This window comes from Streptomyces sp. NPDC012827 (assembly GCF_042900905.1).
GTDB classification, from domain to species: Bacteria; Actinomycetota; Actinomycetes; order Streptomycetales; family Streptomycetaceae; genus Streptomyces; species Streptomyces gulbargensis.
Map to the genome: position 1 here is coordinate 64,937 of NZ_JBIBBY010000006.1, position 12,421 is coordinate 77,357.

Annotated in this window: 10 protein-coding genes; 3 read left to right on the forward strand and 7 right to left on the reverse strand. The window is 73.7% G+C overall.

The genetic code is table 11. The annotated features are described in order from the left end of the window. Positions 1–35: 35 nt before the first annotated feature. From ACFY60_RS15000 to ACFY60_RS15025, 6 genes are all read right to left on the reverse strand, one after another. Entirely contained in the window at positions 36–317 is a 282-nt protein-coding gene (locus ACFY60_RS15000) for a hypothetical protein (protein ID WP_309055687.1), read from the reverse strand. Positions 318–452: 135 nt separating this feature from the next. Beyond that, positions 453–2,678 (reverse strand): NADP-dependent isocitrate dehydrogenase, encoded by a 2,226-nt coding sequence (locus ACFY60_RS15005; RefSeq protein ID WP_388615375.1) that lies wholly within the window; start codon positions 2,676–2,678, stop codon positions 453–455. Between the two features lie 43 nt (positions 2,679–2,721). Beyond that, the gene (locus ACFY60_RS15010) at positions 2,722–3,795 is read right to left on the reverse strand and encodes a phosphatase PAP2 family protein (RefSeq protein ID WP_388615378.1); all 1,074 of its coding nucleotides are present in this window, start codon (positions 3,793–3,795) and stop codon (positions 2,722–2,724) included. 134 nt (positions 3,796–3,929) lie between these two features. Then, positions 3,930–4,964 carry a LacI family DNA-binding transcriptional regulator gene (locus ACFY60_RS15015; RefSeq protein ID WP_388615381.1) on the reverse strand — a complete coding sequence of 345 codons (1,035 nt, stop codon included), beginning with the start codon at positions 4,962–4,964 and terminating at the stop codon, positions 3,930–3,932. A gap of 82 nt (positions 4,965–5,046) precedes the next feature. Next, positions 5,047–5,379 (reverse strand): putative quinol monooxygenase, encoded by a 333-nt coding sequence (locus tag ACFY60_RS15020; RefSeq protein WP_388615384.1) that lies wholly within the window; start codon positions 5,377–5,379, stop codon positions 5,047–5,049. Positions 5,380–5,425: 46 nt separating this feature from the next. After that, the gene (locus ACFY60_RS15025; RefSeq protein ID WP_388615386.1) at positions 5,426–6,190 is read right to left on the reverse strand and encodes an IclR family transcriptional regulator; all 765 of its coding nucleotides are present in this window, start codon (positions 6,188–6,190) and stop codon (positions 5,426–5,428) included. A gap of 262 nt (positions 6,191–6,452) precedes the next feature. Here ACFY60_RS15025 and ACFY60_RS15030 point away from each other — a divergent pair, with 262 nt between their 5' ends. Together ACFY60_RS15030 and ACFY60_RS15035 are read left to right on the forward strand one after the other, a co-directional pair. Beyond that, positions 6,453–8,192 (forward strand): VanW family protein, encoded by a 1,740-nt coding sequence (locus ACFY60_RS15030; RefSeq protein ID WP_388615389.1) that lies wholly within the window; start codon positions 6,453–6,455, stop codon positions 8,190–8,192. A gap of 155 nt (positions 8,193–8,347) precedes the next feature. After that, a complete protein-coding gene (locus ACFY60_RS15035; protein ID WP_388615392.1) occupies positions 8,348–9,391 on the forward strand; it encodes a serine hydrolase domain-containing protein in 1,044 nt (347 codons plus the stop codon). A 49-nt stretch (positions 9,392–9,440) separates the two neighbouring features. On the opposite strand, the gene ACFY60_RS15040 is transcribed toward ACFY60_RS15035, so the two are convergent. Then, positions 9,441–10,664: a cytochrome P450 gene (locus tag ACFY60_RS15040; protein ID WP_388615395.1), complete on the reverse strand. Its 1,224-nt coding sequence runs from the start codon at positions 10,662–10,664 to the stop codon at positions 9,441–9,443. Positions 10,665–10,857: 193 nt separating this feature from the next. On the opposite strand from ACFY60_RS15040, the gene ACFY60_RS15045 reads away from it, so the two are divergent. Continuing rightward, complete coding sequence (locus ACFY60_RS15045; protein WP_388615397.1) at positions 10,858–12,303, forward strand: glyceraldehyde-3-phosphate dehydrogenase; 1,446 nt, start codon at positions 10,858–10,860, stop codon at positions 12,301–12,303. Positions 12,304–12,421 lie beyond the last annotated feature (118 nt).

Below are 12,421 nucleotides of genomic sequence, written 5' to 3' on the forward strand. Positions count from 1 at the left end.
CGTTGGGAGAGCCGTGGGCGCGGGAGCGATAACGGTTACGCGGGCAGGACCGGGACGGTCGCCCCGTGGCCCTCCCTCACGGCCTCCACGACGGCGTCGTGCAGGTCACGGCTGTCGGGCTCCGAGGAGCAGGGGACGGGACTTCCCGACATGGTGAACCAGTCGGAGGCGCCGCTGTACTGCACGGCCACGCGTGCTTCGCCCTCGGCCCAGGTCGTGTGCACGGTCAGATCGCCCGTGATGACACCGGCCTCGACGGTCAGCACGCCACCACGCCCGGTGTAGACACCGGTGGTCGTCCATGATGCGAAGCTCATCCATCCAGACTCACACCGGTCACCCGGATGCGCCACCGACGGGACGGCCCCGGCCGGACGGATGTCCGGCCGGGGCCGTCGTGCCGTACGCCGGGCCGCGCGGGCGACCGCGCGGCCGGGCGTCGCCGGGTCCGGTCAGACGAGGGTCGCGACGGCCTCGTTGAAGGTGGCGGACGGGCGCATCACGGCCGCGGCCTTGGCCGGGTCGGGCCGGTAGTAGCCGCCGATGTCGGCCGGGGAGCCCTGGACCGCGTTCAGCTCCTCGACGATCTTGCCCTCGTTGGCGGTGAGGGTCTCGGCGAGCGGGGCGAAGGCCTTGGCCAGCTCCGCGTCGTCGGTCTGCCTGGCCAGCTCCTGGGCCCAGTAGAGAGCCAGGTAGAAGTGGCTGCCGCGGTTGTCGATGCCGCCGAGGCGGCGGGTCGGCGACTTGTCCTCGTTGAGGAAGGTGCCGGTGGCGCGGTCCAGGGTGTCGGCGAGGACCTGGGCGCGGGCGTTGCCCGTGGTGGTGGCCAGGTGCTCGAAGGACGCGGCCAGGGCGAAGAACTCGCCGAGGGAGTCCCAGCGGAGGTAGTTCTCCTTGACGAGCTGCTGGACGTGCTTCGGGGCGGAGCCGCCGGCGCCCGTCTCGAAGAGGCCGCCGCCGGCCATCAGCGGGACGACGGAGAGCATCTTGGCGCTGGTGCCCAGCTCCAGGATCGGGAAGAGGTCGGTCAGGTAGTCGCGGAGGACGTTGCCGGTGACCGAGATGGTGTCCTCGCCGCGGCGGAGGCGCTCCAGGGAGAACCTGGTCGCCTCGACCGGGGACAGGATCTTGATCTCCAGGCCCTCGGTGTCGTGCTGCGGCAGGTACTCCTCGACCTTGGCGATGAGCTGCGCGTCGTGGGCGCGGGTCTCGTCCAGCCAGAAGACGGCCGGGGCGCCGGTGGCACGGGCGCGGGTGACGGCGAGCTTGACCCAGTCCTGGATGGGCAGGTCCTTGGTCTGGCAGGCGCGGAAGATGTCGCCCTCGGCGACCTCCTGCTCCAGGACGGTGTTGCCCGCGGCGTCGACGAGGCGGACGGTGCCGGCCGCGGCGATCTCGAAGGTCTTGTCGTGGGAGCCGTACTCCTCGGCCTTCTGCGCCATGAGGCCGACGTTGGGGACGGAGCCCATGGTCGACGGGTCGAAGGCGCCGTGGGCGCGGCAGTCGTCGATGACGGCCTGGTAGACACCGGAGTAGGAGCTGTCCGGGAGGACCGCGAGGGTGTCGGCCTCCTGGCCGTCCGGGCCCCACATGTGGCCGGAGGTGCGGATCATGGCCGGCATCGAGGCGTCGACGATGACGTCGGACGGCACGTGCAGGTTGGTGATGCCCTTGTCGGAGTCGACCATCGCGAGGGCCGGGCCCTCGGCGAGCTCGGCGTCGAAGGAGGCCTTGATCTCCTCGCCGAGGCCGTGCGGGACGGACTCCAGGCCCTTGAGGACGGTGCCGAGGCCGTCGTTCGGGGACAGGCCGGCGCCGGCGAGGACCTCGCCGTACTTGGCGAAGGTCTTCGGGAAGAAGGCGCGTACGACGTGGCCGAAGACGATCGGGTCGGAGACCTTCATCATCGTGGCCTTGAGGTGCACGGAGAAGAGGACGCCCTCGGCCTTGGCGCGGGCGACCTGCTCCGACAGGAAGGTGCGCAGGGCGGCGGCGCGCATGACGGAGGCGTCGACGACCTCGCCGGCGAGGACCGGGACGGACTCGCGGAGCACGGTGGTCGTGCCGTCGGCGGCGACGTGCTCGATGCGCAGGGTGCCGTCCTCGGCCATGACCGTGGACTTCTCGGTGGACCGGAAGTCGTCACGGCCCATGGTGGCCACGTTGGTCTTGGACTCGGAGGTCCAGGCGCCCATGCGGTGCGGGTGGGTCTTCGCGTAGTTCTTGACCGAGCCGGGGGCGCGGCGGTCCGAGTTGCCCTCGCGCAGGACCGGGTTGACGGCCGAGCCCTTGACCTTGTCGTACCGGGCGCGGACGTCCTTGTCCTGGTCCGTCCGCGGGTCGTCCGGGTAGTCCGGGAGGGCGTAGCCCTGCGCCTGGAGCTCGGCGATCGCGGCCTTGAGCTGCGGGATCGACGCGGAGATGTTGGGCAGCTTGATGATGTTGGCCTCGGGGCGCTTGGCCAGCTCGCCGAGCTCGCCGAGGGCGTCGCCGATGCGCTGCCCCTCCTCCAGGTACTCCGGGAAGAGGGCGATGATGCGGCCCGCGAGGGAGATGTCCCGGGTCTCGACCGTGACGCCGGCCGTCGAGGCATACGCCTGGATCACGGGCAGGAACGAGTACGTCGCCAGGGCAGGCGCCTCGTCAGTGTGGGTGTAGATGATGGTCGAGTCAGTCACCAGGTGCTCCGCTCCACGTCTGCGTATGCGAGATTGCTCGACATCAAGATATCTCGTGATCGCGGTCCTCGGTAAAGGGGCCCACGAGCTCCTCTTCGTCGGGCACGCCCGCGGCCTCCACGAAGGGGCCGCCGAGGCGGTACGAGGCGGGGCCGCCCTCCACGTCCACGTGCCGGAGGACGGCGAGGAGGAGCAGTGCCGCGGCGGCGGTCACCCCGGCGGCGAGGGCCTGGCCGCAGCGGTGGGCCAGACGCAGCTCGGCCGGGTCGTACGGGGCGGTGGCGGGCAGGCCGAGGGTGTCGCCGAGCAGCAGGAACCCGGCGCCGAGACCCGCCGCGGCGACGAGCGCGAGGGGCACGGTGCCGGCGAGGCCGCGCAGGGCGGTACCACCGCGGCGCGCGGGGCGGACCTTGTTCCGGCGGGCCAGGAGCGCCACGAGGCCGCAGAGGACGGCGAGGGTGAGCAGGGCGGCGGCGATGACGTCCCCCGGCCGGTGCTGCCCGGCGGCGAGGGTGTACGCGCCGACGGCGACGGCCCACAGGGTGGCGGCGCCGGTCACGGGGGCGCGGAGGCGGTGCGGGACGACGAGGACGAGCCCGAAGGCGATGCCCAGGGCGAGCGTGGTCTGCGCGCTGGGGAAGCCGCTGGGCACGAGGGCGCCCGCGGCGTCGCCGGGACGGGGGCGGGGCGCGTACCGCTGGAGCAGGCCGGCGACGGCCAGGGCGGTGACGAGGGCGCCGCCCGCGAGGCCGGTGAGGACGTATCGCTTGCGCAGGAGGCCGACGGTGAGGAGGAGGACGGCGCCGGCGACGAGCGAGAGGGTGGTGAGTCCGGCGAGGGAGGGGTGCTCGCGGAGGAAGGTGGCGACGGGGGTGTCGGCGCGGCGGCCGGTCACGGCGGCGTCGCCCCAGCGGCGGCCGGTGGCCGTGAGCACCAGACCCGCGTACACGACGGTGAGGAGCAGGACGGCCCCGAGGCAGGCACGCCGGGTCCGGGTGCGGACGCGGGTGCTGAACGAGCGGGGGACCTCGCCGGCCACGGCGGCGTACCACCAGGTGGCACCGGTCTCCAGCGGCCTCGGGGAGCCGCCGGCGCGGGGCCTGTCGTAGGAAGCCATGCCCCGATTCGACCCCAGCCGCGCCGCCCGCGCCCGCTGGAGACACCCGAACGACACGCCGGGGCGGCGGGGGGCGGCCCGGCCCGGGGCCCACCGGGAGGCTCCGTTCCCCGGTCCGCCGGTGAAAGACCGGCTCAGGAGGACGCGCGGACCACGAGCTCGGTGGGGAGCATGCGGCGGGGCTGGTCGTCGGGGTCGCCGGGGGTGGCGATCTCCTGGAGGAGGAGGCGGGCCATGGTGCGGCCCATCTCCTCGATGGGCTGGCGGACGCTGGTGAGCGGCGGGTCCATGAGCCGGGCCACGGCGGAGTCGTCGACGCCGACGAGGGCCACGTCGTCGGGGACCCGGCGGCCCGCCTCGCGCAGGACGGCCCGCGCGCCGGCGGCCATGACGTCGGAGGCGGCGAAGACGGCGTCGAGGTCCGGGCGCCGCTCCAGGAGTTCCCGCATGGCTCGGCGACCGCCCTCCTCGGTGAAGTCGCCGGTGGCGACGAGTCCGTCGTCGGGCGTCAGCCCGGCCTCGGCGAGGCCCTCCCGGTAGCCGTCGAGACGGCAGCGGGCGCCGTACATGTCGAGCGGTCCGGTGATCGTGGCGACCGTCCGGCGGCCGCGCGCCGCGAGGTGGACGACGGCGGCGCGCCCGGCGCCGGTGTTGTCGGAGTCGACGAAGGCGACGCGCTCGTCCTCGGTGCGGCGGCCGTTGAGGACGGCGGGCAGGCCGAGGGCCCTCACCTGGTCGGGCAGCGGGTCGTCGGCGTGCACGGAGACGAGGAGGACGCCGTCGACGCGCTGGGCGGCGAGGTACTGCTCGAACCGCTGGCGCTCCTGCTCGCTGCGGATCAGGGTGAGGAGCAACTGCTTGTCGGCGTCGGCCAGTTCGGCGCTGACGCCGCGGATGATGTCGAGGAAGTACGGTTCGGCGAACAGCCGGGCCTCGGTCTCGGGGACCACCAGGGCGACGGCGTCGGTGCGGCTGCCGGCGAGGGCGCGGGCCGCGCGGTTGGGGACGTAGCCGAGCTGCGCGACGGCCTGTTCGACGGCCTTCCTGGCCTGGTCGCTGACCTTGGGCGAGCCGTTGATGACCCGGGACACCGTGCCCCGGCCGACTCCGGCCAGGGCCGCGACCTCTTCCAGGGTGGGTCTGCCGGTCCGCCGCCCGCTCACCGCCATCTGCCGCCTCTCCCCTCGGGCCGCCGCCCCGCCTGCGTGTGCGGCGAAACCTATCAGGCGGGGCGGGGCGCCTCGGGGTCGATCAGGTGGCGTCGACGGGGGTGAGCTCGGCCATGGCCGCCCAGCCCTGCTGCGGGGTGTCGACGTGGATGATCTCGGGGGTGGTGGCGATGGCCGGTGCCATCGCGGCCAGACCGGCCGCGAAGTGGGGGGCGGCGACGTGCGCGGCGCCCGCCTCGGCGTCGGCGAAGCCCTCCAGGAGCGTGTAGACGCAGGGGTCGTCGACGCTCCTGGACCAGTCGTAGAAGAGGTTGCCGGGCTCCTCGCGGGTGGACCGGGTGAAGTCGGCGACCACGTCGAGCCAGTCGTCGGCGCGCTCGGGGCGGACGGTGAAACGTACGGCGATGAAGATCATGCGCCCACCGTGCGCCGGGCCGGCCGCGCGGTGCGGATCGGACCGCTCAGGATTCCGGCAGGGCCGGAAAGGCGGGGACGGCACGGGCCAGGGCGGTCCTGATGTCGCCGTGGCGGCGGGCGAAGTCGGCGGTGGGGAGGGAGACGGAGAGGGCGTGCACGATGCCGTCGCCCCGCTCCGGAAGGACCACCGCGAGGCAGGTGTACGCCGGGTCGGCCTCGCCCACGGAGACCGCGAAGCCCTGTTCGCGCACCCGGCGGGCCTCGGCCTCGAAGCGTTCGGCGCTGGTGATCGTCCGCTCGGTGAAGCGGGCCATGCCGTGCTCGGCGAGGTACCGGCGGCGCAGCGGGCGGGGCAGCGCGGCGAGGAGCGCCTTGCCGTGGGCGGTGGCGTGGGCGCGGGGTTCGGGGCCGGGGGCGAAGGGGTGGGCGGTGTCGGTGACCGGGGCGGTGGTGTCGACGACGGTGATCAGGCCCTCGCGGTAGGCCGTGTGGTACGCCTCCGCGCCGGTGGCCCGGCGGATCCGCCCGAGGAGTTCGCCGGTCCCGGCCGCCAGGCCGTGGTGGTGCTGGTGGGCGCGGTGCAGCGCCGGGACGCGCGGGCCCGGCGCGAAGCCGTCGGCGGTCCTGACCAGGTAGCCGCGGGCGAGCAGCGGTCCGGCGACGTGGTAGACGGTCGACAGGGCGCAGCCGAGCCGCCGGGCCAGCGCCTTCGCGGCGACGGGCCGCCCGGTCTCGGCGACGGCGTCGAGCACGGCGAGGGCGCGTTCGACGGACTGCGGTCCGCCGCTCGGGCGGGAAGGAACGGGCATCGGCCCAGCTTAGGCGGCGGTCGAGAGCGCTTCGCGGGGCCCCGGCCGGCACGCCCCGGGACGCACCGGAGGGCGCGGGGGCCGCTCGCGACGACGGCCGCCGGGGCGCGGGGGCCGCCCCGGGCACGCGGGTCCCTCACCTCCCGTGGTCCCCTCGCCACCCCCCGTATCAGCGCAGGTCAAACGGGCCTTATGTGCATTAAACACACTTTCGGCGTACGGTCGTGAGGATCCCCCTTGTCCCCGACGCCCGGGAGAGCGTGTGCCCCGCCCCAGGACCGACCGTGCCGCCCAGCCCCGCGAGGGGCGCCGTCCGCGTCTGCGGGCGGTGATGGTCGCCACGGGGGTCGTCGCCGTCGCCGCGGGCGGCCTGTACGTGGCGGGGCTCGCGACCACCGGGGACGAGATATCCGCCGGTACCCGGGTCGCGGGCATCGGGATAGGCGGCATGAGCCGCGCCGAGGCGAGCGCCCGGCTCTCCGCCGAGGCTCCCGCCTCCTGGACCGCGCCGATCCCGGTCGCGATCGGTGCCAGGACCACCTCGGTCGACCCGGCCGCCGCCGGACTGCGGGTGGACACGGACAGGACCGCCGAGCGCGCCGCCGACCCCTCCCGCGACCCGGTGACCGTGATCCGGCGCCTCTTCTCCCCCGACGAGCGCGAGATCCAGCCGGTGTTCGTCCAGGACACCGCGCGCACGAAGGCCGTTCTGGCCGAGCTGGCGAAGCACAACGACCGGAAGGTCCGCGAGGGCTCCGTCGCCTTCCGCGACGGCAAGGCCGTCTCGACCCGTCCGGTGACCGGGCAGAAGCTGGAGACCGACCGCGCCGTCGGCACCCTGCGCGCCGCCTATCCGGCGGCCCCGGGCGCCTCGGCGGCCGCCCTGCCCGTGACGACGACCGAACCGAAGCTGCCGGCCGCCGAGATCGCCCACTTCCTCGGCTCGTACGCCAGGCCCGCCGTCTCCGGCCCGGTGACGCTCCTGGTCGACGGGGAGCGGCTGCGGATCTCCGCCGAGACGCTCGGCGACCACCTCTCGGTGAGCTCCGAGGACGGCCGGCTGGCCGGCACCCTCGACGCCGAGGGCCTGCTGCGGGACCCGGACGTGGCCCGGCCGCTCGCCGCGATGACCGGCGCCCCGGTGGAGTCGGTGCTCGGCGTGCGGGACGGCAAGGTCGTCGTCGAGAAGGAGGGCCGCCCGGGCCGCGAGGTCACGGCGAAGGCCCTCGGAGACGCCGTGCGCCCGCTCCTCGCGAAGACCGGCGAGGCGGCCCGCACCGGCCCCGTCGCGACCAGGGTCACGCAGCCGGAGCTGACGGCGGCCTCCCTGGCGCGGCTCGGCATCACCGAGGAGATGTCGACCTTCACCGTGAACTTCCCGAGCGCCCCGTACCGGACGAAGAACATCGGCCGGGCCGTCGAGCTGATCAACGGTTCCCTGGTGCACCCCGGCGAGGTCTGGAGCTTCAACCGGACCGTCGGTGAGCGCACCGAGGAGAACGGGTTCGTGGACGGCACGATGATCCTGGACGGCCAGTACCGCCAGGCGCCGGGCGGTGGCGTCTCCGCCGTCGCGACGACCGTGTTCAACGCGATGTTCTTCGCCGGGGTGAAGCCGGTCGAGTACGGCGCCCACTCCTTCTACATCGAGCGGTACCCGGCCGGCCGGGAGGCGACCGTCGCCTGGGGCTCCCTGGACCTGAAGTTCCGCAACGACTCCGGCAAGCCGCTCTACATCAAGGCGAGTTCCACCGACTCCTCCCTCACCGTCAGCTTCCTCGGCACGAAGAAGTACGACTCGGTGGAGGCCGTCGCCGGTCCGCGCACCAACCTGACCGAGCCCGCCAAGCGCGAGGGCACCGGCGAGGAGTGCGTGCCGCAGCCGCCGCTCGAGGGCTTCGACATCTCGGTCGACCGGGTGTTCAAGAACGGCGGGGCCGAGGTGAAGCGCGAGAACTTCAAGACGCACTACACCCCGCGGGACGAGGTCGTCTGCAAGTGACCCGTCGGGCGGCGGCTGCCTGAGGGCGGGGGCCGCCGGCGCGCGGAAGGGTGTCTTCCCGTACGGCGCGGGCATCACAGGGGAGCGGCGTGCGGCGCCCCCGGGGGACGGTCACGCCGGCCGCCCCGTCCCGCCGCACCCGCCGGAGGCCCGTCATGGTCCCGCGCAGCCCTCGTCCCCGTGACCCTTTCGAGCGCCTCCTCGACGGGGGTGTGCGCGCCGGCGTGTACCCCTGCGCGGTCTGGGCGGTGGGCGATGCCCGCTCCGTCCTGTCGGAGGGGGCCGTCGGGCTCCCCGACCCCGCGCGCCCGGACGTACCGGCGCGCCGGGACACCCTGTTCGACGTGGCGAGCCTCACCAAGATCCTGGCGGTCTGGGCGGTCGTCGGGACGCTGGCCGACACGGGCGAGCTGGATCTCGCCGCCCCGCTCGGGACCTACTGGCCCGAGGCGGCCGGGCGTCCGGTGGCGGAGGTCTCCGCGCTCCACCTCCTCACCCACACCGCCGGACTGCCGCTGCGGGCCAACCTGCGGCACCTGTACGGCTCCGACCCGCGGGCCGTCCGGGACGGGGTGCTGGCCGAGCCCCTGCGGCACCGGCCCGGCGCGGCCGTCGCGTACACCGACCGGGCGGCGCTGATCCTCGGCTACCTCGCCGAGCACCTCACCGGCCGGCCGCTCCCCCGGCTCGCCCGGGAGCGGGTGTGGCAGCCCCTGGGCATGACGGAGACCCGGTACGGTCCGCTGCCGCCGGAGACGGTGGAGCGGTGCGCGCCGACGGAGTACGACGAGGGGACCGGCGCCCCTCTCCAGGGCACCGTCCACGACTTCTCGGCGCGGCTGCTCGGCGGCGCCTGCGGGATCGCGGGCGTCTTCACCACCACCGGGGACGTCGGCCGGTTCCTGCGGCAGCTGCTCGACCCGCGTCCGGGCACCTTCTCCGCCGGATGGACGGCCGCCTCGCTGCGGGTGCGGACCGGTGAACTGCTGCCGCCGCGCGGCCTGTTCTGGCATCCGGCGCCGGGCACGGAGGAGGCGGACGACGTGTGGGCGCACTTCGGTTTCACCGGCACCGCCCTGTGGGTCTCGCCCGCGCGCGGGCGCTGGGCGGTGCTGCTGACGAACCGGCTGTACGTCACCCGTGACCCGGGTCCGCTCTCCCGCCTCCGGGACGCCTTCCGGGCCGGCGCCTTCGCCTGAGCCGTACCGCCCGCTCCTTCGCCGTCCGCTCCCGTCGTACCTCCGCCTCTCAGGCCAGGAACACCGGCAGGGTCCGGTGGCCGTTGCTGATGAGGGAGGGGCTGCGGCGCAGTTCGCCCGCGGGGACGGCGAGCCGGATGCCGGGGAAGCGCGCGAACAGTTCGCGGAGCACGGTGGCCACCTCCAGGCGGGCCAGCGGGGCGCCGAGGCAGAAATGGACGCCGTGGCCGAAGGCGAGGTGCTCCTTGCCCGCGCGGGTGACGTCGAAGGTGTCGGCGGTGGGGCCGTGCCAGTCGGGGTGCCGGTTGGCCGCCGCGTACGAGGCCAGGATGGCCTCGCCCTTGGCGATGACCCGGCCGTCGGGGAGCGGGACGTCGGCGACCGCGTAGCGCAGTGGCAGGTGCCGGACGGCCGGTTCGTGGCGCAGGGTCTCCTCCACCACGTCCTGCCAGCCGGCGCGGCCCGCGCGGACGTGGCCGAGCTGTTCGGGGTGGGTGAGGAGGGCGGTCACGGCCTGGTCGATGACGTTGACGGTGGTCTCGTAACCGGCGGCGATCATGAGCAGCAGCGTGTCGCGGAGTTCGTCCTCGGTGAGGGCGGACCCGTCGCCTTCCTCGTCGCGGGTGGCGATGAGGAAGGAGGTCATGTCGTCGCCGGGGCGGACCCGCTTCTCCGCGATGAACTCGTCGAGGAGGACGTAGAGGCGCGCGGTGTTGGCGGCGGCCTCCTCGGCGCTGAGGCGGGTGTCGAAGATGCCGTCGACCACGGCGCGGAATCCGGCGTTCCGGGAGGCGGGCACGCCGAGGAGCTGGCCGATGACGGTGATGGGCAGCGGGTGGGCGAGGCGTTCGCGCAGGTCGACGACGGTGCCGGGCGGTTCCGCGGCGAGGCCGTCGAGGAGGTCGGCGACGACGCTCTCGATGCCCGCGCGCAGGGCGGCGACGCGGCGGGCGCCGAAGGCGGGGCCGACGATCCGGCGCAGACGGGCGTGGTCGGCGCCGTAGGCGGTGAACATGTTCCGGGCGTCGACCCAGAGGGCGAGCGGCCAGCCCGGCACGACCCGGTCGAAGTCGGCCCAGTGGCGCCGGCCGTCCTTGGAGACGTCGGGGCTGGTGAGCAACCGCTTGAGGAGGGCGGGGTCGGAGACGGACCAGGCCCGTACGCCGAGGACGTCGACCGGGGTCGCGGGGCCGCGCTCGCGGAGCAGGGCGTGTTCCGCGTCGGGGTCGGTTCCGGTCGGGTCGAGCACGATCGGGCGGTCGGGCGGGGTCACGGCGGTTCCCTTCGGTCGGCTACGCCTCCTCAGGGTGGGGGGCCGGTCGGCCCCGGCGACAGATCGCGTTGCGGCCATCCTGGCCAGAACCCACCCCGGGAGTGATCCGCCGCACGTGGGTTCGGGACCCCTTGATGGAGCGGGACGGGCGGGGGTTACCATATGAGCGCCGCCTAGCTCGAAAGATAAACTTGTGACTGTCAATGATGACTCGTTCACCAGCTGGAAGAACCGCGAGGAGATCGCGGAGTCGATGATCCCGATCATCGGGAAGCTGCACCGGGAGCGGGACGTGACCGTCCTGGTCCACAGCCGCTCCCTGGTGAACAAGTCGGTGGTCAGCATTCTCAAGACCCACCGCTTCGCACGCCAGATAGCCGGCGAGGAGCTCTCGGTCACCGAGACCCTGCCGTTCCTCGAGGCGCTCACCACTCTCGACCTCGGCCCTTCCCAGATCGACATCGGCATGCTCGCCGCGACGTACAAGACCGACGACCGCGGTCTGTCGGTGGCGGAGTTCACCGCCGAGGCCGTCGCCGGCGCCACCGGTGAGAACAAGATCGAGCGCTGCGAGGGCCGCGACGTCGTCCTGTACGGCTTCGGCCGCATCGGCCGGCTCGTCGCCCGTCTGCTCATCGAGAAGGCCGGTTCCGGCCACGGCCTGCGGCTGCGCGCCATCGTCGTGCGCGGAGGCGGCGAGCAGGACCTCGTCAAGCGCGCCTCGCTGCTGCGGCGCGACTCGATCCACGGCCAGTTCCAGGGCACGATCACGGTCGACGAGGCGAACAGCACCATCGTCGCCAACGGCAACACGATCAAGGTCATCTACGCCAACGACCCGTCCGAGGTCGACTACACGGCGCACGGCATCGACAACGCCATCCTGATCGACAACACCGGCAAGTGGCGCGACCGCGAGGGCCTCTCCAAGCACCTGCGCCCCGGCATCGACAAGGTCGTCCTGACCGCGCCCGGCAAGGGCGACGTGCCCAACATCGTGCACGGCGTCAACCACGACACGATCAAGCCGGACGAGCAGATCCTCTCCTGCGCCTCCTGCACCACCAACGCGATCGTGCCGCCGCTCAAGGCGATGGACGACGAGTACGGCGTCCTGCGCGGTCACGTCGAGACCGTCCACTCGTTCACGAACGACCAGAACCTGCTGGACAACTACCACAAGGCCGACCGCCGCGGCCGTTCCGCGCCGCTGAACATGGTCATCACCGAGACCGGTGCCGCCTCGGCCGTCGCGAAGGCGCTGCCGGACCTCAAGGCCCCGATCACGGGCAGCTCGATCCGCGTCCCCGTTCCGGACGTGTCGATCGCGATCCTGAGCCTGCGCCTGGGCCGCGAGACCACCCGCGAGGAGGTCCTCGAGTACCTGCGCGACGTCTCGCTGCACTCGCCGCTCAAGCGCCAGATCGACTTCACCACGGCCCCCGACGCCGTCTCGATGGACTTCGTGGGCTCGCGCCACGCGTCGATCGTCGACGCCGGCGCGACCAAGGTCGACGGCGACAACGCGATCCTGTACCTCTGGTACGACAACGAGTTCGGCTACTCGTGCCAGGTCATCCGGGTCGTCCAGCACGTCTCCGGCGTGGAGTACCCGACCTTCCCGGCTCCGGCGGTCTGATCTCCCGCGTCCGTACGCACGACGGCGGCGCGCCGCACCCTCTCACGGGGGGCGGCGCGCCGCCGTTCTCCGTACCGGTGCGCCCTCTCCCCCGGCCGCCGCGGGCGCGCGGGGCGAA